Source organism: Pseudomonas sp. S2_H10, assembly GCF_054668285.1.
Map to the genome: position 1 here is coordinate 6,093,912 of NZ_CP162754.1, position 26,382 is coordinate 6,120,293.

General features: G+C 54.2%; 18 protein-coding genes. 4 read left to right on the top strand and 14 right to left on the bottom strand.

The window, feature by feature from the left end; all coding sequences use genetic code 11:
- Nucleotides 1-81: 81 nt before the first annotated feature.
- From AB4O16_RS27650 to AB4O16_RS27685, 8 genes are all read right to left on the bottom strand, one after another.
- Nucleotides 82-948 (bottom strand): S66 peptidase family protein, encoded by an 867-nt coding sequence (locus AB4O16_RS27650; RefSeq protein ID WP_460156345.1) that lies wholly within the window; start codon nucleotides 946-948, stop codon nucleotides 82-84.
- A gap of 37 nt (nucleotides 949-985) precedes the next feature.
- A complete protein-coding gene (locus AB4O16_RS27655; protein ID WP_460156346.1) occupies nucleotides 986-2,710 on the bottom strand; it encodes a condensation domain-containing protein in 1,725 nt (574 codons plus the stop codon).
- The gene (locus AB4O16_RS27660) at nucleotides 2,707-6,426 is read right to left on the bottom strand and encodes a MupA/Atu3671 family FMN-dependent luciferase-like monooxygenase (protein WP_460156347.1); all 3,720 of its coding nucleotides are present in this window, start codon (nucleotides 6,424-6,426) and stop codon (nucleotides 2,707-2,709) included. The genes AB4O16_RS27655 and AB4O16_RS27660 overlap by 4 nt, the downstream gene beginning before the upstream one ends.
- A gap of 16 nt (nucleotides 6,427-6,442) precedes the next feature.
- Entirely contained in the window at nucleotides 6,443-15,961 is a 9,519-nt protein-coding gene (locus tag AB4O16_RS27665) for an amino acid adenylation domain-containing protein (protein WP_460156348.1), read from the bottom strand.
- A 126-nt stretch (nucleotides 15,962-16,087) separates the two neighbouring features.
- A complete protein-coding gene (locus AB4O16_RS27670) occupies nucleotides 16,088-17,317 on the bottom strand; it encodes an MFS transporter (protein WP_460156349.1) in 1,230 nt (409 codons plus the stop codon).
- 3 nt (nucleotides 17,318-17,320) lie between these two features.
- Nucleotides 17,321-17,905: a hypothetical protein gene (locus AB4O16_RS27675; RefSeq protein ID WP_460156350.1), complete on the bottom strand. Its 585-nt coding sequence runs from the start codon at nucleotides 17,903-17,905 to the stop codon at nucleotides 17,321-17,323.
- Between the two features lie 234 nt (nucleotides 17,906-18,139).
- The gene (locus AB4O16_RS27680) at nucleotides 18,140-18,859 is read right to left on the bottom strand and encodes a class I SAM-dependent methyltransferase (protein WP_460156351.1); all 720 of its coding nucleotides are present in this window, start codon (nucleotides 18,857-18,859) and stop codon (nucleotides 18,140-18,142) included.
- 19 nt (nucleotides 18,860-18,878) lie between these two features.
- A complete protein-coding gene (locus tag AB4O16_RS27685) occupies nucleotides 18,879-19,583 on the bottom strand; it encodes an alpha/beta hydrolase (RefSeq protein WP_460156352.1) in 705 nt (234 codons plus the stop codon).
- A gap of 269 nt (nucleotides 19,584-19,852) precedes the next feature.
- On the opposite strand from AB4O16_RS27685, the gene AB4O16_RS27690 reads away from it, so the two are divergent.
- Nucleotides 19,853-20,578: a polyphenol oxidase family protein gene (locus AB4O16_RS27690; RefSeq protein WP_460156353.1), complete on the top strand. Its 726-nt coding sequence runs from the start codon at nucleotides 19,853-19,855 to the stop codon at nucleotides 20,576-20,578.
- Between the two features lie 446 nt (nucleotides 20,579-21,024).
- Here AB4O16_RS27690 and AB4O16_RS27695 read toward each other — a convergent pair whose 3' ends face one another.
- From AB4O16_RS27695 to AB4O16_RS27715, 5 genes are all read right to left on the bottom strand, one after another.
- Entirely contained in the window at nucleotides 21,025-21,240 is a 216-nt protein-coding gene (locus AB4O16_RS27695) for a LuxR C-terminal-related transcriptional regulator (RefSeq protein ID WP_460156354.1), read from the bottom strand.
- Between the two features lie 95 nt (nucleotides 21,241-21,335).
- Complete coding sequence (locus AB4O16_RS27700) at nucleotides 21,336-21,725, bottom strand: autoinducer binding domain-containing protein (RefSeq protein ID WP_460156355.1); 390 nt, start codon at nucleotides 21,723-21,725, stop codon at nucleotides 21,336-21,338.
- A 190-nt stretch (nucleotides 21,726-21,915) separates the two neighbouring features.
- A complete protein-coding gene (locus AB4O16_RS27705; protein WP_460156356.1) occupies nucleotides 21,916-22,281 on the bottom strand; it encodes a DUF2784 domain-containing protein in 366 nt (121 codons plus the stop codon).
- 60 nt (nucleotides 22,282-22,341) lie between these two features.
- Nucleotides 22,342-23,217 (bottom strand): 4-hydroxy-tetrahydrodipicolinate synthase, encoded by an 876-nt coding sequence (gene dapA, locus AB4O16_RS27710; RefSeq protein WP_160387258.1) that lies wholly within the window; start codon nucleotides 23,215-23,217, stop codon nucleotides 22,342-22,344.
- A gap of 285 nt (nucleotides 23,218-23,502) precedes the next feature.
- A complete protein-coding gene (locus AB4O16_RS27715; RefSeq protein WP_460156357.1) occupies nucleotides 23,503-24,438 on the bottom strand; it encodes a GGDEF domain-containing protein in 936 nt (311 codons plus the stop codon).
- Between the two features lie 168 nt (nucleotides 24,439-24,606).
- Here AB4O16_RS27715 and AB4O16_RS27720 point away from each other — a divergent pair, with 168 nt between their 5' ends.
- From AB4O16_RS27720 to AB4O16_RS27730, 3 genes are all read left to right on the top strand, one after another.
- On the top strand, nucleotides 24,607-25,305 hold the full coding sequence (locus tag AB4O16_RS27720) for an AzlC family ABC transporter permease (RefSeq protein ID WP_160387253.1): 699 nt from the start codon (nucleotides 24,607-24,609) through the stop codon (nucleotides 25,303-25,305).
- Nucleotides 25,305-25,616, top strand: a complete 312-nt coding sequence (locus AB4O16_RS27725; protein ID WP_160387273.1) for an AzlD domain-containing protein — start codon at nucleotides 25,305-25,307, stop codon at nucleotides 25,614-25,616. The genes AB4O16_RS27720 and AB4O16_RS27725 overlap by 1 nt, the downstream gene beginning before the upstream one ends.
- Before the next feature lie 63 nt (nucleotides 25,617-25,679).
- The gene (locus tag AB4O16_RS27730) at nucleotides 25,680-25,826 is read left to right on the top strand and encodes a hypothetical protein (RefSeq protein WP_178120608.1); all 147 of its coding nucleotides are present in this window, start codon (nucleotides 25,680-25,682) and stop codon (nucleotides 25,824-25,826) included.
- Nucleotides 25,827-25,874: 48 nt separating this feature from the next.
- Here AB4O16_RS27730 and AB4O16_RS27735 read toward each other — a convergent pair whose 3' ends face one another.
- On the bottom strand, nucleotides 25,875-26,150 hold the full coding sequence (locus AB4O16_RS27735) for a hypothetical protein (protein ID WP_160387272.1): 276 nt from the start codon (nucleotides 26,148-26,150) through the stop codon (nucleotides 25,875-25,877).
- Nucleotides 26,151-26,382 lie beyond the last annotated feature (232 nt).

Sequence of the window (26,382 nt, forward strand, 5' to 3'; positions counted from 1 at the left end):
CTGGCCGCAGTTGCGAGTTGCCGGTTAGAACGCTGTATTTTCACAGGCGGTTAGTGCCAGAATGAGACTTGGTAGTAACCGCTAAAAAATGATCGAGGTGCCGGACAATGTCACCGTGCGGCCATATGGCCAAGGGAGGTTAGTCGTGCCGTGTCCGAATTGCGCACCCGTGAGGATAGGCACACCGAGGGGTTTCAAAAGTTCGAATACCAATTCGCTGGCTGTGTAATCCGCATCAGCAGGCAGATAGCACTTCACAAATTCACCCAGCACGATTGCTGATGCACCTTCCAGTGCACCACTGGCGCACAGTTGGAGGAGGAATCGATCCAGTCGAAAGGCATGTTCCGTTGTATCTTCGAGCATGAGAATCGCACCCTGTGTGCGCAACGGCCATTCACTCCCCGCCAAACTGGCGAGTACGGCGATGTTACCGCCGACCAGTGGCCCTGTAAGGGTTCCCCGCACGGGTTCCATGGCGTTGTCACATTGGATGACCCCCGACGCCTTGGGGTTGTCGAGCATTCCCCGTACGGCCGTGCGTGTCGCCACATCGACGCCATTCGCCAGGGAAGTGACCATGGGGCCATGAAACAGATTTACGTGACCATGCAAATACAGGTAGTTGAGCAAGGCAGTTGAGTCGGAACTGGCAATGACGGATCTATCAGTTGCATTGAGCAGAGGCAAGGCGGGGATGCAGTGCTGGACGCCAAATCCTCCTCTGGCCATCCAGACGACGTCCACATCAGGATCGGTTAATGCCCAGATCAGGTCTTCTGCGCGCTGTTGTGTAGTGCCAGCGGTGTAATGCCACTTTTGGTGGATGTGACGCCCGAGAATCACCCGATGGCCCCAGCTTTGCAGAAGGGCAACTCCCTGAGCGAGGTTTTCTTGATCGGGAATGCCCGAGGGGGCAATGACGGCGATGGTCTTTGTTGTACTCACAATCGTTACTCTCCGATGTGTTAAATGGCAGCGCTGTTCAATCCTTTGAACATCTTCTGTTCCTCGGACTTAAGTCCCCGCGACGTGATGCTTTCTGGATGCAGTGTGCCATTTCCCCCAGTGCCAGAGCGCTTCGCAGTTCGCAAAGACGCACGCCGATGCCCATTTTCTGCTGAATCTCCCATATGAGTTGGATGAGCAGTAAAGAATGACCGCCAAGCATGAAGAAGTCATCGGTTCGGTGCTGTGGACGAGCCGGCAGCAACGTGTCCCATAGGTCTGCCAGACGGTGCTCCATGTCATTGAGAGGCGCGGGTATCGACGCAGACAAGGGTGACACTGCCCGTGTGGGAGCCCCCGGGGCAGCGACAGTGCGGGAATAATTGATGATCGATTGCGGCATCAACGAGGCGACGCAGGCATCGTCATTGGCGGGCATGCGGGAAAAAACCGACAGGAAACCCTCTGCAATATCCCTAATGGTCTGAGCGTTGAAAGCGAAGGACTCGTACTCGATGGTGCATCTGAGTTCTTCACCCATGTCGCTCACGTTAAGCATCAGCGGGAACTTGGCCTTGCCATTGAAGACATTCATGTTCGGCGTGAAAGGACCTGTGTAGTGACTGGTCGACACTGATCTGGGTTGGAATTGCAGATAAGTGCTGATGAATTCCTCTGCATCCTCACCTTGCCCCCGGGCCAGCTCTACCCATCGTTCATAGGTCAGTTCTCGGTGTTCCAGTGCGTCGAACAACTGATCCCGTGAATGCCGTGTGAAGGAGGCAACGGAATCTTCGGCCGCTACCCTGACATTGACAACCAGCGTATTGATAAAGCAGCCAAGAGTATTCGAAAAGTCTTGACCATCCCTGAATGCAGTTGTGGTTGCCATGAAGATGCGTTGCGAACCGGTCAGAAGATGCAAAAGCGCACCCCAGACACAAAGGAGTCCACTGAACTCGGTCATTTGCTGGCGGCGACACCATTTGCGAAAAGACACAACTGCTGGTTGTCCGATCAGGAATTGATGTTCACGGCCGGTCCTGTCCCTCTCGGTGCGTAGCAGAGGAGTGTCGTAAGGAAGCGGCAGCGGTTGTGCGGCACCTGCAGTTTGCGTTTTCCAATAGGCCAGCAGCCGCTCACGTTTTTGTTCGAACTGCTGAAGCTGCGCAATGGCGTAGTCACGATATTGGAGTGGTACCGTTAGGTGTAACGGGCTAGACGCGACGTGGCTGAAATACAGTGCATCGAGTTCCTGGCACAACAGATTGATCGAGCGCTGATCAGTGGCAATGTGGTGGGTCAGCAAGATCAATAGATGATCATTGTCCGCGAACTGTCGCAGAAATACTCTGAAGACAGGGCCTGCTCCCAGGGCGATATCAAGCCTGGAAATGTCTGTCGCAATCTGGCTGCAGATGTTTGCGCGCTCCTCGTATGGCACCGCTGAAGGCTCGAGCCGTTCCAGTTGCCAGCCTTGCGCCGTTTCGACTTTCTGCCAGACGGTTCCCTGGTCGAGGATATAGCGCGTTCGTAAAATTTCATGGCGAATCACGAGGTCCTGTAATGCTGCTTTCAGGGCCGTTTGATTCAGTGCGATGTCCAGGCGAATGGCGAGCGTGACGTTGTAGAGCGGGCTGTGAGAGGAAAGCTGAGTCATGTACCACAGACGCTTCTGAGCCGCGGACGCTGGATACAGCGTCATGTTCGCAGGTACGGGACAATCGTTGCCGTCGTAGTGGTTGCTGTGCTGGGTACTCATGGCCGTCCTCCTAGCGAAGCGAGTTCCTTCAAAGAGGTAAGGACGTCGTTTCGACTCACTCCGAAGTCAACCAGACAGGCAATTTCGTCCACGCCGATCGCCGCCATTTTTTTTGCGAATGTTGCGCACCTGGCCGGCGTACCAATGAGCGAGGCACCGCTGAGGTATCTCGTTACAGCATGCTCGACCAGTGCGAGGCGGTCTTCATCGCCAAGTTTATTGACCTGCTCGTAAGTGGTACGAGAGGAGGCGAAATCCAGATGCTCCTGCAGGTATCTGGACAATGCCCCGGCACCCACCGTGTCCACATTAGTGGCGTCGGGATGAATGTAGGTGTGCAACATAACGGTCACCTTCCCGGGTTTTCCATCCAGCGCGGTCCGGTAGACTGCAATGCGTTCGGCAAGGCTGTCGACGTCAAGCGCCAACAGTGCCGTGAGGATGTTGAAACCGGCCTCTCCAGCGTCCCTGAAGCTTTGTTCGCTCTCGGACGCCGTGATCCAGATCGGTAGCTCGGCTTGTTGGGGACGAGGAAGTGGATGGGCTTTTGTATGGCGCCCCAGGCCGTCATCTCCTTCGAATGCCTTACCGCGCCACAGCCCGCGCAATTCGCGCACTGCTTGTGGCAGTTGCGCGCGCCGATCGGCGAATCTGGAGGGGGCCAGAAGAAAATCGGTGGGGTGAAAGCCAGGTGCGATGGCCATTCCGACACGGCCACCAGACAAATTATCGACGACGGACCACTGCTCGAAAATCTCCAGTGGATTGTGCAAGGGCAGCACGATACTGCCCGCGCGGATGGCCAGGCGCTGGGTCACCATCGCCAGGGCACCGGCCAGGACAGAGGGGGCGGGGAACAAACCACCAAACTTGTGAAAGTGTCGCTCAGGCACCCAGACGGCTTCGAAGTTGTGCTCATCTGCGAACCTCGCGGCGTCCAGCAGCAAAGCGTAAGTGTCGGGTTGCGCCTGGGGGGCGGCTTCGCCGGAAAAGAAAAACAGGCTGAAACGCGGCAGTTTCTCCGTGCCAAGGGTGGGCAGCGCCATTTCACCTGGATCATCCAGTGTCCGGGGGGCATACGGGGCACAGGCTACCAGGCCTTCCCCGTTGCTCTGGGAGGCGGATTTCTCCAGAGCACACGCTAGATCGCATACGGTAGGGGCGTGGAGAAATGAGCGTAATGAAATGCGCACGCTAGTCAGTTTCTCCAGACGGTCCATGACATCCAGCGCCGTGAGCGAACAGCCCCCCAGGTCGAAAAAGTTCTCTGAGTTCCCTATCGAGGAAATCTTCAGTACTTCGCTGAAACTGTCGCGGACCAACGTTTCCCAAGAGCCAGTGAATGGCTCAACACGCTGTTCTGTTGGGGGGGGCGATGTCGAATCGTGGTCGGGGGAGGCGGCTGTTTCCGCTCTACAAGGCTGACTATGGGCGGGTGGTAAAAAAGCCGCGCGATCAAGCTGTGGGGCTGGCAAAGCCACCCTGCGCACGTCCATCCCTTCGTACAGCAGAGACCAATTGACAGGGGCGCCGTGTGTCCATGCCGAGGCGACGATTTTTAGCAGCTGCGCCATTGCATCTGGTGTGTCCCTCTCAATGGTCAGTGACGCCTGAAGCATATCTACCCGCAACAATGGATGGGTTTGTTGTGCGAAGGAGGGGCGGGTTGGCACCACGCGGAGTCGATGACTGAAACCCTCCTTCCAGTAACCGGGCGTACGCCACAGGTGCTCTGGCACGCTCTTGCCATCGAGGTCGTTCCAGCCGGTGCCGGCGCAGGCGCTGACGTCATCGAGTAACTGGCGCAGTTGATTCACGGGCGCATCGCGTGCGGCGAGCAGCACCAGCCGAGCACTGTCCTCGATGCTCAGGGCACCCGATAGGCAGGCGGCGCAACACGCTCCGCTACCCTGTGCGTACCAGGACGTTACTTGCACGCCCAGCGCAATGAGGGTTCTGGCCAGTGAAACCTGAAGGCAGAATCCGAGCAGATGCGGGGTTTGCTCTGGTTGACTCTGCGCTTCGATACGTGGATCGCTCCCTGTGACCGAGGCTACCTTGTCGGCGATGGACTGAAAGTGCCGATCGAAGCTGGGTAAGGCCTCACGAAGTTGCTCCAGCGTCTGGATGCAAACATCAGCGAGGTCGGCGAACACGAAGGTTGCATTGAACTGCGCGGGGACCGGAACTGCTGTGGCATGCGCTGTTTTCAAGCACCAGACCAGATCGTCCGGCGTGTTGCCCACACAGGCGAAGCGAAAGGTGCCGATGGCCGTTCTGTCGGCCAAGCTGTAGGCCACATCCTGAGGTCTGAGTGAGCGCTGAATGCTGCGCTCGCTGATTCGCAATGCGTCATTCTGAAGATTGCTCTCACGGGTTGCCGACAATGGAAAAATCAGTGGTCCCAGGTATTGGGGCTGTTTGCCAGTGGCATGTTGCACGTGTTCTTGCAGAACGATATGGGCGTTGGTTCCACCCAGCCCGAACGAACTGACACCGGCCATTCGGCAACCGTTGACCTGCCAGTCTTCTGCTTTAACCGGCACCGTAAAGCGATCCGCGTAGCGCCGACTTTCCTCATGAAACTGCTTGAATCCCACTTGCGGCGCAATTTTACGATGAGTCAGAGCCAAGACTGTTTTTATGACGCCGGCAATTCCTGCAGCCGCATCAAGATGCCCGATGTTACCTTTGACGCTGCCAATGAAGACCTTGCCTGCGGGCGCTTTACAGCTGGCTTCTTCCAGGCCTGCCAACTCCACCGCATCACCGATTGCGGTCCCGGTGCCGTGGGCTTCTATCAACGATATTTGCTCTGCACCGACACCGGCGCGCAGACGTGCTCGGGTAATGACCTGTGCCTGGCCGGAGGCCGATGGCGTGGAAAAGCCCATTCGGCCGGCGCCGTCGTTGTTTACCGCACTGCCACGGATAATGGCGTGGATGTGGCACCCCGCTGCGCGTGCAGCGCTGAGTCTTTGCAATATCAGAACACCTGCACCTTCGCCTCGAACGGTTCCGGTGGCGTTCGCATCGAAGGGCAGGCAGCGCCCATCGCGGGACATGATTCCATCGGGGGTATACAGATGCCCTGTGTATTGTGGCCAGCCGATAGACACGCCACCGGCAATGGAAATCTCACAGTCGTTGGCCTGCAGAGCCTGGCAGGCAAGGTGCACCGCAACCAATGAGCTTGAACAAGCACTTTTGACTGTGATCGCCGGGCCGCTGGCATTCAACCGATAGGCAACGTTGGCAGCCAGGTGGGCATCGCCGTTAAATACATCAGCGCTGTAGGCGCTGACAGATCCCGCCGGCGCATCGCAAGCCTGGCGAAAGGCATTCTGGCTCTGTGCGGCAAACACCCCGATAGATGCATCGTCGGTTCGTTCAAGGGCGGCATCGTCCAGAGCCAGAAAAGCGCACTCCAGAAACTGCCTGTGCTGCGGATCAGTCAGTTGTGCTTGTCCAGGCGTGATGCCAAATGCGCCCGGGGCGAAATGGGTCGCATCCTGTAGCACCGCACGGAAGGGGACGTATCGGCTGTTGTCGATCAGATCCACTGCCAATCCTGAGCCCAACAACGCTTCGCGGCGGATGGGCATGATCGATTGCTTTCCTTCGACCAGATTTGTCCAGAACTCGCCAGGGGAGTTTGCGTCCGGGAACCGACACCACATTCCGATAATGGCAATGTCATCTCTTTCTTGATCCATTGGTTGCATACCGTTATCAATCCATTGTTAAGGCGCTGACTGTTGCCAGTCCTTGTCGAGCGACGATGAGTCGGGTTTGGGTCGAGATCGTGGTGTGCCTGAACAGATCGGTCACACTCAAATCCAGCTTGAATTGACGATTGAGCTCGCGCTGCAGCGACAGCGTCAGGAGCGAATGCCCGCCGACCTCGAAGAACGTATGGTTTTCGCCCAGGGTCAGACGGGTTCCGAGTACCGCCTGCCAAATGGCCTGCACACGCCCATGAATACCCGGAGCCCTGGTGACGGGCGCGTGGTCGGGTATCGCAGCGCCGAACAAGGCAAGCATTTTTTGCTCATCCAGCTTGCCGCTGGACCGTAATGGAAAATCGGCAAGTGCCATGATTCGCGAGGGTATTGAATGTGAAGCGAGACGCTGCCTGAGATGAGCAAAGATCGACTCGATGAGATCTGCAGACTCACTTTGCGTAACCACGAATGCGACGATCTCGTCGTTTGCCCGGCACAGGTTGTCCTGGCGGATCAGCACAGCCGCACGCCTGACTTCACAATGTTCGCGCAGTACGGCTTCGATGCCTGCTGGTTCGACCCTGACCCCTCGAACCTTTATTTGTGAGTCGCGCCGGCCGAGAAACTCCAGCAGGCCATTTTCGTTCCAGCGCACCAGGTCACCCGTCAGATAGGCGGGTTCGCCAAAGTGTTCGCAGAGCCGACTGTCACAGAAGCCGGAGGTTGAGGTTTGCCCCAGATAGCCAACGCCGACACACGCGCCCAGGAGCATCAATTCTCCGGGGGCCCCCCGTGCTACCAGGGCTTGCTGACTGTCGACGACGAAGGCGCAAACATTGGGCAGCGGACGACCAATGGGAATGTAGGCGTCGTGGTCGTCGATGATCTCGTGGTAAATGCAACCGATGGTCGCTTCCGTTGGACCGTAGAGATTGAAGATACGCGCCGCCGGAATGAGTGAACGGACGCGTCGGGCCGTCATGCCACTCAATCGTTCGGCGCCAATGATGATCCAGCGCAGTGCCTGCAGATGCTTTATCGCCAGATGTGACGGCGTTATCTGGCCCATCAGCGCATCGAGAACGGACGGTACGAAATCCACCACGGTCACCTTGTAGTCGTTGACCACGCGGGCAAATTCATTGATATCGAATCGTTCGTTGCGTGTGGGCAGCACACAGGTGCCGCCCAGGCTCAAGGGCCAGAGTATTTGCCAGACGGCACTGTCGAACGTCAGTGGCGTCGTTTGCAGTGTGACGGGGTAACCATCAGCGAAAAAATCCGACATCCAGGCGAACCGATTGAGAATGCCGCGATGTGCAATGACCACGGTTTTCGGGAGAGCTGTAGAGCCCGATGTGCTGATCGCATAAATGGGCCTGTCGCTGTCATTCTGCAAGCCGTGCCCGTGAGCGCTGCCCGCCTTGTTTTTGATATTCAGGAGGGTGAGACACAAGGCGCTTTCTTGCTGTTCGATCAGTACATGTGCCTGGATGTCGGTCAGTATTTTGTCCTTGACGGTGTCAGGCCATGCGGGGTCAATGGGAACGAACGCGGCGCCGACCATCAGTATCGCCAGCTCGACGACTGCTGGGTTAATCAGCTCGCACACCATGAAAGGCACAAACTCTCCGGGTTCCACGTCCGACTGCTCCAATCGTCGACTCAGCGAGGTTGCCTGTTCCACTAACTCCGAATATGTCAGGTTATGGCGCCCGCGAACGGCCCATGCGTTGCCGCGTTTCATCGCCGCACCCAGGATTGCATCGAGGAGCGTCTGGTGTCCGCTGAGGGGCTGACGAGAACCGGCCAGAGTTCCCGTCAACTCCGCACGCTGTGCAGGAGGCAGCATTGACGTATGAAGGACAGAGGCCTGAGGCGCGCTCAAGAGATTGTGCAAAAGGACCGGCAACTGTGCCGCGATGCGCTCAATCAGTTTCGAGTGCAGTTTGCCTTTGGCTCCATCCACCAGAAACGTCAGCGCGTGAGCCTGACGCTCAACCGTCAAGGCAATGTCGCCACTTATCGTGCCCGAGTCAGTGGGTACTGGCTCGATCGTCCGGTATGGATCGGCAGACTGCAAAGTGTCGTTATGCAGTGAAAACACCGCTTGATACAGAGCACTTCGTCCCGGCTGTCGAGTCGGCCGTACCGCGGCCACGAGTTCATGCAATGGCAGATAAGCTCGGTCGAGGGCGTTGGCAACGCGGGTCTGGACAATGCCGCACAACTCGGAAAAGCCCAGTGAAGGTGCCAGTTCGCAATGAATCGGCACCGTGTTGATCAGGGGAGCCACGACATCGGCTTCACTTGGCAGGATTCGCAGTGAGACAGGCAGGCCGATAATGACTTCGCTGTCATTGCCATAGCGGCATAACACGATCGCAAACAGAGAGATAAGCGCACTGCTGAGCGTAATCGAGTGCTCGCTGCAAAACTGCTCGAGCGCTGAAGTGATCGTGGCGTCGATATCTACCCGGCGGCGAATGCTTTCTGTGCCCGGCACCAGGCCGTGAGTGTCTGCCAGCGGAAGGTCGAGCAGCGTTTTTGCATGGCGAAGATGCTCCGTCCAGTACGTTATGGCGCCGGCATCCCGAGCCCGTTGGGCCGCTGTTTCAAGGCGTCTGCGGGAATCCTCGAAAGGCGGGGGTGGGAGGCTGACCGGTTGCGGGATCAGGCCGAGCATGTGTGCATAGGTTCGGTCAAAGTCGCGCAGTATCAATTGGCATGAGTACGCATCGACAACCATATGGTGAGCAAGAAGCACGAGATAATGTTTGCCGCCATGCAGCAGGACGGCAAAGCGAATCGGTGCGCCTTGAGTCAAAGCGAACGGACAACGCAGTGAATGAGGAAGGTATTGTACGGAGAGGGGAAGGTCCAGATGCGTCACGGATTCCCAGAGGGTACGCACGGAACCAGCGGGTGCAATTATCGCTTGAGGGCCGGCCGGGCTATCGTGGACGCAGAGGCGCAACAAAGGATGGCGTGCGACGATGTGATCCAGTGCCTGATCAACGATAGTGCGATCAGGGGTGCCACTTATACGGGCGCCCCACAGTATCCAGTTGTTGTCCGCGCCACCCGATATCAGGTGCTGCAACCAGAATTGCACCTGTTGATGTGATAGCGCAAAAGCGCTGCTTTTGTTCGCGATGTTTTCACTCAGAGGTGATGGTTGGTTTTGAAGAATGGTCGCGAAGGCCTCCAGGGTCGGATTCGAAAGCAGGGCAGACGGGTTCACGTGCAGTCCGTAAGCCTGATTGATCACCGCGCAAACCGACATCGACGTGAGAGAGTTGCCACCCAGGTCGAAGAATCTTTTGTTGCGCTCAGGAAGTGCAGGTAGTCCCAATTCATCGCGCCAATATCCCGCGATGACTGATTCAAATTCACTGAGTTCCAGGTGCTGTGACATGACGGGAGCGCGGGCGCGAAGGGCGGCCTTGTCGACTTTTCCGTTTGCCAGATAGGGGAAGTGCTCCATGATGGTGAGTTCGGATGGCACCATCCCTGCGGGCAGACAGTCGTGCAATTGACGTCGAATGTTTTGCGGGTCGCAAGCAAGACTTGTTGCAGGTATCAGAAAGCCGCACAGCACATTTTCGTCGTTGAGGTTCTGACGGACCAGGACGCAGGCCTGTGATATTTCCTCCAGAAGAATCAGCGCGTTTTCGACTTCAGCCAACTCAATACGAACACCGTTGATCTTGACTTGCTCATCGCGTCTACCACAGTGCAGCAGGTGCCCATCCGGCAAGCGGCGTGCGATGTCTCCTGTGCGATAGTGTTGCGAACGCTTGTCTGGCGCGCCGATGAGCAGCGCCGCCAGGTCTGAGGGCGCATTGATATAACCCAGCATGACCCAGGGGCTGCGCAGCTCGACTTCACCTTCCATCGAACCGTCGCCGACCTGGTCGTTGATCAGGCAGACTTGCGTGCCATCCACTGGTAGACCAATAGGCAGGGTGGGGTAGGTGCAATGAGTGCCATGTTCGAATGACGCCTGCAGCGCGAGCGTCGATTCGGTTGGGCCAAAGCCGTTGATCAATCGAGCGGTGGCTGCAAAATGTTGATTGAAGAGGGCCAGGTCACTTGAGCGCGCGGCCTCTCCACCCAACACCACGCAGCGGATTGTAGACAGCGATGTTGGCAGCAGAGGTGCCTTGAGCAGGGCGCGGAAGGCTGAAGGCGTGGCATGCAGAACCGTAATGCGTTGCTGCTCCAGCCAAACAGCGATGCCGGATAGACCGTGCGTTGCGAGGCTTCTCACGGAGAGCCTTGCGCCAACGGTCAGTGCTGCGAATACATCCATTAGCGCGGCATCGTAACCCACGCTCGCGATCATGCTGAGGCAATCAAGCGAAGTGATATCGATGCTGCGGATGTAACTTTCGATATGGTGTATCAACGCAGCTTCGCTCTGCGCTACTCCCTTGGGCACTCCCGTTGAGCCCGAAGTGAAAAGCACGTAGGCCGGCCGGACCTCGTCCTGTATTTGCCGATAAGCGGCAAATGTCGCGTCTTCATCCTTCACCGTATATCCGGCGCGAGTGTCGATAAGTGTTTTCACCAAGGGCTGCACGTGCGACGAGAGATCCGGCGGAGCATCCAGCAATAACGTCCTCGCACCAACGATACGGACAATTTCGCTCAATCGTTTGACGGGAACATTCGTATTGACGGGAACGAATACGGCTCCGGTACGCAGACAGGCGAAGATCGCGACAACGGCTTCTATCGCGCTTTTGCAATAAATGACAACGGCGTCGCCGGGCTCGATGCTCCTGTGCAATTGGGCAGCGACTGCCAGGGATCTTTCCTTGAGGGCTTCATAGGAAATTCGGCAAGTATCCTCCTCGATCGCCGTGCGCTCAGGCTGTTCCTCGACCCGTTGGTTGAAACGTGTCCAGATCGACTCGATGGCAATCCGGGCATGAATATGCTCAGGGGCAGGTAACGAAAACGTGTTGATTGCAGCGTCACGCGGTGCTTGCTCAATCGTCGCGAGCCACTGAGACACCAGCCACTCAAGGGTGTCTTCGTTGAATAGCTCTTGCCGGCCATCGACGTAAAGGCAGGCTTGATTCATGTCGTATCGCACCTGGAAGCTCAAAGAGCTCTCGGTGTAGCCCGTGTCGATTTCCTCTGCATCAAACCAGGTCTGATCGAGGGTGGCCCCGGGCTTCTTGATCATCCCGAATCGAACAGGTAGCAGTTGCCTGTTGGGGCAGAGACCTTGGACCAAGGCATGCAGTCGGGACGTTGAGACGTTGAGATGTCCATGGCATTCGCGAATGCTTCTGCTCGTCAACGTGAGCGCTTGCTGCCAATCGGCATTCGCGGGTAACTCCACGTGAATGGGCAATAGCGCGCATTGGAACCCCAGTTCCCGAGACAAAGCCGTGTCTCTATGGGAGTAGACCGCACCCAGCAACACATGTGAGCGCGCTGTCCATTTATGCAGAACCAGCGCAAGGGCTGCCGCGAGGACTTCATAGGGGGTCGAAGCACATTCACGTGCAGTGCGGAGCAATTGCCGCCAGGCGCTTCGCTGCAGATGCACAACATGTCGTGTGGATCGCAGGTTGGGCATGAGAGACTCGCCGACAAGCTTATCTATCGGGATATCAAGCTTGGGCAGACCGCGCAGGCGCTGTTCCCACCAGTCGATATCATTTCGTTCGGGTGTTGCTCCTGGTTCTGCCACTTCTTCAGCGCGGAGTAGCGGTTTCCCTTCCAGCAGTAGCGCGAGATCACCCAATATTCGCTCGATGGAGTATTCATCTATCAACACGTGATGGAACACCAGCAGGAGCTGAACTACTTCGTTTCCATTGTTCAGACAATAAACCTTCCATGCACCTTGACCCTGAATATCAAGGTCGCGCCGAGCAAGATTTATGCACCAGTCTGCGAGGTGTTCTGACGCCAGTGCAGCGGTTTCAATGACCTCCAGCGAAGGGGAATGGGACGTTGCCACCCAGTTGTCATTTTCGATCCTGGCGTGCAGCACGACATGGTGCGCGGCAAGTGCTGCAACACAGCGCTCTACTTCGCGAATGGCGACGGTACGCCGAAGTTTCAGGCAGAATCCGACTTGAAGCGCTGGCGTGGGCCCCATCAATCGCGTGTAAGCGAGAAGTTGTTGCTGACCATTAGTCAGGCGTCCTGGCGATTGCGAGAGGGTGACTGGCATCTGTCTGGAGCTGATGTCGCTTGCTGACAAGTGTTCAGACAGCCTTGAAGCCGTGGGTGCCTCGAATATCATCGAGGCATTTATCGGTTGTCCGAGAACGTGACTTAATTGCTGTGCTACCGCACTTGCCATGAAAGAGTCGGCACCCATGGCAAAGAAATTGTCGTCCAGACCGAGAGCCTCGAGTTTCAAGGCGTGTTTCCATATCGTTCTCGTCAGCTCTTGAACGGTTAGCCCCGACAATTGCTCAGGGGCGACGGAAGGAAGCGCTTGTCTGGGCGTGCTACAGAGTTGTCGGATATCGACTTTACCGTTTGCCGTAAGCGGCATGGCGTCAAGAATGACCCACCTGGCAGGCAGCATGTATGGCGGCAACTGGCGTTCTAAACGCGCACGCAGTTGGGCGCTGCAATCGATAGCGCTATGAAGCGTCAGAAAAGCAGCAAGTTCCTGTGTGCCGGGGTTTGCGCCTTCGCGATCAACCAGGCGTACAACCGCAGCATCTACTTGCGGACAGGCCAGCAGGGCGCACTCGATTTCGCCAAGTTCGATCCGGTAACCGCGAATTTTCACCTGAGTATCAAGCCGTCCAATGTATTCAAGGTTGCCATCTGCCAGGAGTCTGGTCAGGTCGCCAGTTCTGTACATTCGCGCTGATGTCGAATCAAACGGGTTACTGATAAAACTGTTTGACGTTAGCTCCGGCTGATTGAGATAGCCCCGAGCTAAGCCAATGCCCGCGATGTAAAGTTCGCCGATCACGCCAGGAGCTACTGGTTTGAGGTTTTCATCCAGTAGATACAGGTGGGTATTGGCAATCGCACGGCCAAGCGGTACCCGAGTTGCGCTGCTGTGGCGATCGCACTGCCAATGCGTGACGTCAATGGATGCTTCAGTAGGGCCGTAGAGATTATGCAGTTCGCTATTGGGGAGCGTGGAGAAGAAACGCTGCTGAAGTTTAGGCAGGAGCTCCTGACCACTGCAGAAGACTCGACGGATCGACTGGCATTGTCTCACCTGCGAAGTGTCCAGAAACCTTTCAAGCATCGGAGGGACGAAATGAAGGGTCGTAATGGACTGATGCTTGATCAAATTGCCCAGATATTCTGCGTCGCGGTGTCCGTCCGGTTTGGCGATCACCAATGTGGCGCCGCTTATAAGTGGCCAGAAGAATTCCCATACTGAAACATCGAAATTGAAAGGCGTTTTTTGCAGAACCCTGTCATCGGTGGACAGGGCAAAAGTGTCATGCATCCAAAGCAGCCGGTTGACAACACCTTGATGAGGCAGCGCCACCCCCTTGGGCTTGCCTGTGGATCCGGAGGTGTACATGACGTAAGCGAGATTTTCCGGCGTGGTGAGTTCGGACAGATTTGCGACTGCAGGTTCCGACTCGGTTGCGGCTTCTTCAACGCAGATGATGTGGTGAATGTCGGGGAGGGGAGGCAGGCGATCGATCAATATTGTGTGGGTCAGCAGTATTGTGACTGCACAATCGTGCAGCATGTACTCCAGCCTCGCCGCGGGCGTATCGGGAGTCAGCGCAAGGTACGCGCCACCGGCCTTGAGAATTGCCAGCAGACTGATGAGCATTTCCAGTGAGCGCTCAAAATATACGCCCACCACCAGGTCAGGCCCGACACCAAGCCCGCGCAATCTGCCGGCAAGTGCGTTGGCCCGAGTATTGAGTTCACCGAACGATAGTTGTTGATCATTGAATATGGCCGCCACGCCGTCAGGCCGTTGCGCCACCCTTTCTTCTACCAGTCGATGCAAACCGACGGCGCTCACGCCCGGCGCTTCAATCGGTAGATGTTGTTTGTGAGATGACTGTGCTGCGTAAGATCTGCTTAACGCGGACCTGTCCACTTTGCCATTAGCCAGTCGCGGAAATGCCTCAAGGGGTTTCCAGGCAGCGGGAATCATGTAGTGAGGCAAAACCCGGGGTACATCTCGTCGACACATGGCAATGAAATCATCGCTCACTGTTCGGTTGACGATAAACGCGACCAGTAGAGGGCCATGAGGCACATCCTCGGCAATCACGACAGCGAGATCCTCCCACTCAAGAAGCTGCTTTAGTACTGCTTCGATGTGGGTCAACTCGACGCGATACCCGCGAATCTTTACTTGCTCATCCCTGCGACCGCAGAACACTAACTGTCCATCTTCACGCCAGCGCGCAAAGTCCCCGGTACGATAAGCAGAGAACGTTCCGGTAACACCTTTTGCCTGCACAAAGCCGCCGGTATTCCCTTCTGCTCGATTGAGGTAGCCCGCCCCGACACCCGCGCCAGAAATGCAGATCTCTCCTGTTTCGCCTGCGGCAACCTCCCTGCCTTGGGCATCAATCAGTGTGACCTGAGTCGCTGTGATGGGCATGCCAATGGCGGGTGCCTGTTCGCCACGCGCCACGGTGTGGCAGAGCGAATAGGTGGTTGTTTCGGTAGGGCCATATAAATTGCAGACTCTGCGCACGTGTTCTAGTCGGTAGATCGATTCGACCAGTGACGCGGATAGTGCTTCGCCCGCAAGATTGATGGTTTCGACAGTCGTTGGAATTGCCTGAAGTCGCACAAGCTCTTTCATGACGCTTGGGACAGTGTTGATCAGAGAGATAGACGGGATGGGGGTTTCATCTGACAGCGATAGTGCATCAGGTACTACGTGAACTGAACCGCCGGCGGCCAATGGTGCCATCACTTCAAAGACGGACAAGTCGAAACAGATAGAGGTCGAGAACAGAACGCAGCGTAGTTCTTCGCGACTGTAGTAGCGGGAAGCCCAATTCACCAGGTTCATCGCATTGCGATGACGGATCAATACACCTTTGGGGAGACCCGTTGACCCGGATGTATAGATGACATAAGCAATGGAGTCTGCATGCAGGCGCGGGAGGGCAGTGGCACTATAAGATTGGCCGATTGTTGGCAGATGAGAGGGCGGGATCACCTTGCAAGTATCTGGCATACAGGATTGGAAGTCGGATCCGTCTGCGCAAACCAACGCAGTCAATTGCGAGTCGTGTATTACAAACTTCAACCATTGCGCTGGATATTTCAGATCCAGTGGCACATAGCCGCAACCCGCTCGCAGAATGCCCAGCAAAGCACACACCAGGTCTGGAGAGCGGTTCAATGCCAAACCGATAAACTGCCCGGGTTTAACGCCGGCATCCAATATCGCCAAACACCATTGCCGCGAACGCCGCTCCATTTGTGCATAGGTCATAGATTGATGCTGTGCACCCGTCAATGCCAGTTTGTCAGGGGTTTTCGTGACTTGGCGCAGAATAAATTCTGGAAGATCTTCTGGCGGACTGCTCAAGGATGAAGCCCTCTTTAATGTCGGGCGCGAAGTTGATTCACTGCAGCGAACCAGAATGTTTACCGCGCGTTCATGAGCCTCCCTGTTGCAGGGAATGCGAGTACAAGGCTGTGGTTCTATTGAATATCAGGGTCTGTATTCAGCTCTCAGGGCATTTTTGAATTTTTTTGTACAACCTATAGCCAATAGTACCGTTGTCACAGCGATAGCCTGGTATTCAAAGATATTTCGTAGCTCTTCAGGTGTGGTAAATCGGGTGCTTAATATAAAGACCAGTACACCAAAGCAACCGGTGATGGTATTGAACGTGGCGTAAGACCTACCGTGAAGTTCGGCGGCGGTAATTCTTTGCGCACGACTAAGGCTGACAATAGAGGTTTGACAGCCAAGGCCGATACCGATGTATGAGCAAAAGGCTATGAGAAATGCATCGGAACGCGCAAAGCTGAATAACGATACGGCCAGGATTGCCAACCCTAACAACGTTATGCGCAATGCTCCCAAGCGTCGCGTGAGTCGTACGATAATCAATCCCCCCGCGATGGCGCCAATAGAATAAGCCGCGTCAATCTTCCCATACGCTTCCGCATTGAGATTGAGTGGGCCTTTGACAAATGGCGCCAGCAGTGCATTGGACATGTACAGAATATTGATATTCAACAGTATCAAAAGGTAGTAGCCAATCAGGCTGGGCTGTCCGGCAATATACTGAAAGCCATCTCGTATGGATCGCAGGTGATAGGTTATCGAATTCAGCACGTCTATTTTGGCGTTTGTTACGGGGCGTGGCGTGTGCAGAGCACTGGCCAAATAGGCAACGCAGATACTCGATATCAAGAAAGCGCCGCTGGCGATATAAATCGTCAGGGCTGCACCAAAATATACAAATAATATTCCGGAGCAGGTAGCACCCGCTACTACACCTGCCTGGCCACTGGTGAATGAGAGAGCATTGAGCTTGAAGTTATTTTCCTGGCTGGTGTGTTTAGCCAAAATCACCCGCCAGGACATCAGTTGTATCTCTGCGCAGATCGACATAAGGAAACTGACGGAGTATGCAAGCAACGGGGTAGCGTGCTCGGTCATAAATAATGAAGCATAGGCAAAAAGTATTAAAAAGCGCGTGATTTCGGAGGAGAGCACAAGTTTTATCGCTGGGAATTTATCCGCGACACTGCCAATTATCATTGAAAGAAATATGCTTGGGATCACCGCAATCAAAAGGCTTATTGCTGCACTGGCGGCATTTCCTGTCAGATGGATGACGATCCATGTATTGATAAAAAAGAATAAGCCGGAACCTGTTCTTGAAAAAAATATGGCAGTGGCGTAAAGAGGGGCTGAAATTTTATTCATTGTTCAGTCCTCGACTTGTATCGTTAAACTGGGCGCTGTGGAAGTCAAGTATCGATAGCCCAACTCTACTGCCTCAACATCGAGTTCTGTTGGGTGAAACTTCTCAAGATAATCACTTGACTCAAATAGATGTCTTGCCTGTTGGGGGCGTTCAATTATGAACTCCAGTTCATTTTTATTTGATGACCAGTGAGCACCATTGAAGAACTCAAATCCTTGAAAGTGTGTCTTGTACAGAAAGTTTCTACTATAACACGTGCCCATATAGAGATGAGTGTAGTGGCGGGTCTGGAAGTAGTTGATTGTTGCAGTCAACATGAAAATGCCCAGTGATCTTTTGAGCTGGGTGATATCGTAAAAAGCAAAATTATAATGTGCTATTTGATTGGTGACATTCATGCTAACCAAGCCAACCGTTTCCTTGCCGATAACGAAATGCATTACATGTGTGGCATTGTCCGGACTCAGGATTCGAGAAAATCGCTGTTCATCAACCACACCTTCACCAAATCTTAATTCTGCACATTTCAGACACATGGCTCTGATAGGGCCAGTCATGGCGAAGTCGGAGATTGCGATCAGTGTCACCTTTACATCCTTGCAGAGTTTGAGCGTTCGTCGGTTTCGGTAGCTATTTTCAAACCTGCAAAGCGCTATCCTCGTGCTTCGGGTCAAGCAGAATCTGGGTTTACGTGAAGGTAAGAAGCCACGCTCGTAGAGTTCAACGACTTCTTCCGGGGAGTCCGGGATAGCCCAAACAGCGTAAGGGAACGTGTAGTTCTTATAGTTCGGATTTGATTCTGAAAAAATAAATTTCATGAGTTATTTAACCCCAATCAGAATCATTCTTTCCCCATCATTTCTGAAGGGCTGTCCCTGGATGTCATACCCTTCGATATTTTGGAATCCTGCTTGACTCATCCAGCCCTTGATCTCCGTGAAGGGTAATAAGCGGATGCTATAGGGGGCTTCTGTTATTGTTCCATTCTTGACGAATCGGCGCCTGATCTGAATCCGACCATTTTCAGCATCATACTTGAAATGGTCGATCATGAAGTTCTCACCTTTTTCTTGAACAATTGAAGCTGGAAGAGATTTCAGGCAGCGGTCTCGATTGATGTGATCCATCAAAAAACGACCACCTTTTTTTAACGAGGCGTGAATCTCTCTCAATTGTGAGTGACAGCCTTCGTCATCCGTGTAGCCAAAAGAGGTATACCAACTCAGAGCACAGTCAAACTCATCTGCCCAGCCCGTCTCCAGAAAATTTTTGTTTTCATAGCAGACCTTAAGATCGTCGGCGCGCGCATTTTTTGCAGCTAAATCCAATGCGCTCTGGCTCCAGTCAATACCTGTGACGCGGTAGCCTCGACGCGCCAGTTCATTGGAGATCCGGCCATGGCCGCAACCAATATCAAGTATATGATCACTCTTCTTGAGTCGGCAAAGTTGCTCAATCAGATCGCATTCTTTTTGGGTTCTTTCATACGTCAGATAGCTTTCCGAGAAGTACAGATAGAGGTCATCAAATGTATTTTTCATTTCCGAGCCTTATAAAAATTTACGTCAGCCATCTTAGAATGCTATTCAATGTGAGATGTCTGCTCTGCGGGTCTTTGCTGAAATGACTGCCCAAATCGTGATCTGCATGACGGATACAGTGATGTTCAGCATTAAGGCAGTTTCTTGCTCGTTCAATAAGTTTGCATGGGATTTCAGCTGGAATGACGCTATCGTTTTCGGCGGAAATAATCAGAAGTTTTCCTTTGAATTTCTCAATAATGGAAAAACATTTACTGTCTTCCCAGCTTCGGTGGCGGCGAATACACGAAGAAAAGGATGGGCCAAACTTTAATTTCTCAGCCTTTTCTGAGTAAACTGCGGGTATCGCGAGTCCCAACCGGTTCGCGGAAGCTTGGGCAGCAATATGCAATGCGTTGTGTGCTCCCATGCTGAAACCGATGATGTTGAGATCAGTATGCAGGTTGAACTTATGTACCACAGCTAATGCTTGTTCGGTTCTTCTCTCCAAGCTGGAATTTTTCAGTTTCCCCCCTGTATTGCCATGCCCAAGAAAATCAAATGTTATAGACTCATAGTTATGGTTGTGCAAATAGGTTTGAAGATTGTAGAAGTCTTTGCTACTTGATGTGCCGGCGCCATGCATAATTAGAACTGTTTTTTTGGGGTTTTTGCAACTCCAGCGCTGGCCACGCAAATCTACATTCCCGCAACGTATGTTGAAATTTTCTATTTGTTGTTCCATAGGACCTCTGTAAATTTCACCAAGATTTCAGGTGGCGCTTTTTTGTAGGGGAGATTTATAGATGCTAATCAGCCAGGCTGCACCTACAAGATTTGGTAGTTAAGTCTGGCATGGCCTATGCTTCGCTCGCGTAAAAAGAATAGGCAGTGAAATTTTGCCAGCGCTATTTTTTGTGCATTATGATGGCTGACTACAGTGTTTTTACTGTTGATTCCGGGTTCTTATGCCGCTATAACACAATGTGTGAAATTCTAATTCATGAGGTGTGAATGGCCTTTTTCGCCGATAACCTGAACGCTCTACCGGTCGCTCATTCATTCGGCGGAGTGTGGGACACTCGTAAACCTGCGGGCCTTTTTTACTGTGCTCAGAAACATGGTTCCACCGTCATTGAGGTAGTTGATGAGGAGGAGGCAGGAGTTATTTCGGGGGATGCAATGTTCACACGCACGACGCGGCCCATTGGCATCCTGACGGCAGATTGCTTGCCAATTCTTATAGGCTCTAAAGCGGATGAGTTCGTTGCCGCCATACATGGCGGTTGGCAGGGCTTGGCGGCAGGGGTGATTGAAAATTCCTTCAGTGCTTTCCGTCTCGCTGGTGTTTCTTTAGAAAACTTACAGATCGCGATTGGCCCCGCCATACACTCATGCTGCTATGAAGTTGGAAGGGCTCTTGTTGGTAAAATAGAACAGGTGCACGGGCATTTATGGCGTGGCAGACAGGCACCTTGGTCAAGCGTACACGATCGGTCGAAAATGGCCGCCAACTCGCGGCGAGCTCCAGCCAGTCATGACGAGGCCTGGTTTGATCTCACGCTTTATTGTCTTTATTTGCTAGAAGCCTCCGGTTTGGATCGTGCGCAAATTCAAACTGCAGGAATATGCACTTATTGCTCTGGTCAGGGCTGGGGGAGTTACAGGCGTCGGACCCACAGATCTGAAGATAAAACCTACCAATACTCATGGATTTGTCGAAAGGTTTTTGATGTTTAAAGTGTTCATCTGGTTCTGTGTTGTATAAGTTGTAGTGAGATATCATGTGGGATTTTTATACGTAACGTTCGTTACCGCATAAGTGATTGCTTGCGCTTCGTTGCTGGTACCTATTTCGTTCTGTGTGTTCACCGGTGCACCAGCAACTATCCATATTTCCGATGTTTTTCATCAGCTACCCAACGTGGTACTTATTTTTCTTTGAGATTAATATTCTTGTGAGAGGTTACGAATTTTGCCGCGTTGGAATATTTTTTTGTACAGTGTAGCAGTAAAGTTTTTATTTGAAAGTTTGGTGTGTGCATTGATGTGGAGTTATTAAAGATTTGTACGGTAATGTCGAAAAATATTGAGCCTAAGTGTCGGATGAGTCACTCATTGAAAAGCTAAAGTCTAGATAATCATTTATTATTTTTTGCTGTTTTATTTATTCTGTGTCTTATGTTTTATATGTAGCCTTTAACTATTGCATGGGCAATGGCTTGTGCTCGGTTGGTTGTGTTCAACTTTTTTTGTATTTTCTTGTGGTGAAAGTTTATCGCGTCTTGCGACAGGCCGAGAATTATTGCGATTTCTTCTGAGGTTTTTCCGTCTGCGCCCCAGAGCAATATTTCTTTCTCTCTGGATGATAAGGATATTGTCTGTGAAATGGTGTTGTTCAAATCAAATAATCTTCTGTAAACTTCTTCTGCAATGGTTTTTATTAGTTGGCGTGATGTTTTTAGCTCGCGATGGTCAATTTCATAACGGGTTCTTGCTAAGAAAAAAGCTCTACTACTCCTTCGGGTTTTTGAGTGGACTGAGTTATAAAATAAATCGAATCATTTGTTTTTATAGTGTGTAAGGTTTCATGGTTTTGTGCTTGATTGAAAGTTACTTGTTGTTCTGGCGTGATTTTAAAATGCCCTGTGCCTCTATAAGGGCTTTTCCTGGTAAGGAAACTCGACACGTCAAGTGGGTAGTTTCCGTAAGTAAATACTCTAGGGTTTGTAAAAGGGGTTGGGTGCTGGATGTGATAGGAGAAATAGTCAAACTTTATTTCTTTTGTTATATTAAGGCATGTGGCCCATAAACGTTCGACTGTTTCGCTTTGCGATATGACCGTGTGAATATGATTTTTTAGGGAGAGTAGGTCGGTGCGATTCATGATGCCCCCTTTGCAGTTTAAACTTTCCGTAATAGGGGGTTACTATTGATTAGTATAGATTGAATGTTAAGTCGGACTGTTCCTGCGTTTTCAGTTCCTTTTCCATTTATCGAGTAAGTCAGTTCCTACAAACTACTCGCCAGATTCAACTCTTCGCTTTGGAAAAGGAGTTGCCGCAGACTGCGATCCTTCAGGGGCGCTTCCACTTCCTGATCATTCGAAGATAAACCAGCAGATTGATCACCAGCACCACGCTGCCCAAACCCAATTGAATGGTCGGCGTCAGGCCTGCCGGGTAAATCACCGGCCAAATGTAATGCTCGATGAATCCACCGCCATAGCCGGATTGCCCGGCCCCATGGCGCAGGCGGTTTTCCCAGTCGGTCAGCGGGCAGGGCAAGTGGAAGAATTCCACCGCCATACCCCACAACGCAGCCGGCGGATGCCACCAGATCAGGTGGCGCCATTTGAGCACCAGCAGCCCGCCGAACAACACAAACACAATGAACAGCAAGTGAACCAGCAGCAGCCCGTCGGCGGCGATTCGGTACAGCATGTCTGTGCCCCTGAAGGCTGAACGAATCGCTCCATGGTACTCGGGCCGGTGGCGGGCGCTCTATCGATTGTCGCGGGCCAATGCGCTGAGCACGCCTTGCAAACGCTCGGTCATCGATTCACTGCTGCGTTGCATCGGTGCGCGCAGTTCATCGCCGATCAAGCCTTGCAGGGCCAGCGCGGTTTTCACCGGGGCCGGGTTGGGCTCCAGGAACAGGCTGTTGATCAGCGGCAGCAAACGGAAAAACGTGGCGCGGCCCTCGGCCAATTTGTTGTCGCGGATCTGCCGGTGCAACTGCACGAACAGTTCGGGATGGACATGCGCCGACGCGGCAATCGCACCTTTGGCGCCCAGGCACAAGGCGTTGAAAATCTGGTTGTCTTCACCGCACAGCACGTCGACATGGCCGCTAGCGAGCAAGGCGAGAGTGTTGGAAAAATTGCCGCCGCAATCCTTGATCGCGACGATCCGCTCGTGGGCGACGATGTTGAGCAAGGTCGCCTGCTCGAAAACCACGCCGGTACGGTAAGGGATGTCGTAGAGAATCAGCGGCACGCTGGAGGCATCGGCGACCGTGCGGAAAAACGCTTCGAGGCCGGCCTGGGACGGGCGGATGTAATACGGTGCCGGCACCAGCAGGCCAGCCACCGGGCGCTTGAGGATCTCGCTCTGGAACTGCAACAACTCGCTCAGGTTGTTACCGGCCAGGCCCATGACCACCCGTTGCGCCGGCGCCAACTCCAGCACCGCATCAAGCACCGCCAGTTGCTCAAGCTTGCCCATCGCCGCCGGTTCGCCGGTGGTGCCGCACACGATGAGGCCGTCGACGCCGCTCTCCAGCAGATGGCTGACCAGCCGGCGCAAGCCGACGAAATCGATGGCGCCGTTGTGGAAGGGGGTGACCAGTGGAACCCAGATACCTTGAAACGCAGACATGCACTTTCTCCTGATGGTTGACCGATTTCGTCACCGTCAGGGGCATGGAAGGAGAGTAAGCAAGGGGAGGGTGGTCCGTCGCGCTCAATGTCCTGTCAGCTCATCTGACGGGACAGCGCGCCCCGGTCACATGAGCGACTGTTTCTTCGATTTGAGGGCGTGCGCAACGCAACCTTGCGCCTTGGCAATCAAGCCAATGACGGAAGTGTTGAGGTTGAAGGTTGCGGACATACTTGCTTACACCCTGAGTGAGGCGCCCAGTTTTAAAAGGCCGAGCGCCGTTTGTCAATCACGAAAGTCAGCGAACTCGGCGCGCATCCGGCCATTGTGCTTGGCCTTGTAGAGCAGATGATCGACCTGCTCGACGAATTCCGGGGCCGTCGCATGCGTCGACGCCAGGGTGGTGCCGACGCCCAGGCTGATACTCAGCAGCTTCGACACGTTCGAGAACTCATGGGGGATCCGCTGCTGGCGAATCAGGTGCAGGCATTTGTGCGCCACCAGCCGAGCGGATTCGGCATCGGTTTCCGGCAGCAGCCAGACGAACTCTTCACCGCCGATCCGGGCGATGAAATCCCGGGGCCGATTGGCCGCCAGCGACAGGGTCTGCGCGACGTGGCGCAGGCATTCGTCGCCCTTGATGTGGCCGTAATGGTCGTTGTACTGCTTGAAGTAATCGATATCCAGCACGAGCACCGACAACGGCAAACCGCTGCGCTGGGCCGTGTTCCACTCGCGCTCCAGCACGGTGTCGAACATGCGCCGGTTGGCGATGCCGGTCAGGCCGTCCTGGAAGGAATACTCTTCAAGCTGTTTTTGCAGGCGGATCAGGTGCTCTTCGGTTTTCTTGCGCTCACTGATGTCGAACATGAAACCGACCAGCGCCTCGACTTCACCGTCCTTGCGCACCACGTGCACCACATCGCGGATCCACACGTACTCGCCGCTTTCGGTGAGTGCGCGATAGTCGGCCTCGTGATCCATACCGGCCCGCGACTGCGAGACGCAGAAGTCCACGACGTAGTCGCGGTCATCGGGGTGCATGCGTTCGACCCAGTCATTGACCGAAAGCCAGCTGTGCTGTTTCCAGCCGAGCAATTGCTCGATCTGCGGCCCGATGTAACTGAACGTCATGGTTTTCCAGTCGATGCGCCAGGGAATGGCTTTGGTCGACTCAAGCAGGGTTTTGTAAACGTCGCTGTCGGTTTCGACTGAACTCATGAAGGGCCTGCCTCGATGAAAATGCTGGGCCATCATGTTGCTACCACCTTGGCGAATCAAGCGGGCAGCCGATGAATGGCACGCGCTCGTGGCAGTGAGCAAGATTGTTCAAGCCTTCGCCCGCGACTGCTGGCACAGTCTCGGGTCTTTCCCTGTCTGTAGAACGTCATGTCCAATTCACTCATGCCGCGCAGTGCCTTTCTGCGCGGGGCCGCAGCGATCATGCCGCTGTCCCTGGCCACCGCGCCCTGGGGCTTGCTGGCCGGCTCCATGGCCATCGAAGCCAACCTCACGCCCCTGCAAGGCCAGGGCCTGTCGAGCATCGTGTTTGCCGGTGCGGCGCAACTGGTGGCCATCGGCATGCTCAAGGGCGGTGCCGGGATCTTTTCGATTTTGCTCACCACCTTGCTGCTGACCTCCCAGCATTTGCTCTACGGGATGAGCCTGCGTTCGGTGATCTCTCCGTTACCGGGACGCTGGCGCGTGGGCCTGGGGTTCTTGCTCACCGATGAGCTGTTCGCCCTGACCAGCCAGCACGACAAACAGCAATTCAACCGCTGGTACGCCCTGGGCGTGGGCCTGACGTTCTACATCGCCTGGAACCTGTTCACCCTGGCGGGCATTGTGCTCGGCAGCAGCATTCCCGGCCTTGAACACCTGGGCCTGGATTTCTCCATCGCGGCCACCTTCATCGCCCTGATCACCCCGGTGGTGCGCAACGTGCCGACCGTGGTGTGCGTGGCGGTGTCGCTGTTCTGCTCGGTGCTGTTCAGCTACTGGCAATGGGGCTCGGCGCTGGTGCTGTCGGGGCTGGCGGGCATGACCGCCGGGTTTGTCTGCAATAAATTCCATGGTGGCCGCACATGATGGTCTGGGCAGTGATTGTCGGAATGGGCGTGTTGGTGTTCCTCAACCGCTATGTTTTCCTCGAACCGCGGTTGCCACTGCGCCTGAGCAGCAATGCCCGGCAGTTCCTCGGGTTTGCCGTACCGGGCATGTTGACCGCGATCTGTGGGCCGATTGTGTTCATGCCGGAGAAACAGCTGAACCTGCACTGGGACAATCCCTACCTGATCAGTTCGCTGGTGGCGGTCGGGCTGGTGCTTTACACGCGCAATACCTTGCTCAGCATGTTGTTGAGCATGGGGTTCTTCTTTTTGCTGCGCTGGTGGCTCTGAGCGGGGCAGGGACTTGATCTAAGCTTAAGTTGATAACCGATCCCTTCAGGAAGAGAGGTGAACATGGCCAATGAACCCAAGCAACCGAACCCGGAAGAAGACGTGGACGAACCCACGGAAGAAGAGATCGAGCGGCAGAAGCGCTCGATACCGGACTGGAAGCATCCTGACGACGGTACGGAACTGTCAGAGCCTGACCGCAAGTTCTGACCGGCGCATACGACAAAGCCCCGCCTTTTGAGCGGGGCTTTGTCGTGATCACCCTCGTTCCAGGACCTCTGGAAACTCGGGGTGGGCTGCGCGATGTCCCAATGTCCTGTCGATCCAGGCGTTCAGCTCGTTGACCATCACCGGCGGTTTGCCCGGGTAATGTTCAAGGGTTGAACTCAGGATTTCATGGATATCGGGAACAGATCGAAGGTTGCGGGTTTGAATGTATTGCTTGATAAAGCAGTCGAGTTGGTAGTGCTCCGTCTTTGTAAGATGAACGCACGCCAGGCCCACGACTTGATCGTTTTCATAGTCGTCGCGCAATTTGGTTCTCTGCAAGGCTTGTTGTTTAGGATTTCCTTGATCGCTGACTCTTTGGTCAACTAATGGTGTTGCGGGAAATTCGGCGCGAATGCTAGCTGTAGTCACCGCGATTGTATCTATTTCGACTATGGAGTCTGACAGGCGGTACAAACGTTCCAGTTGGTGTTGTTACAAGAATGAAACAGTCGTTGTAATGCTGGTATTAGTGACCGCTTTACTGCCGTTATCGATA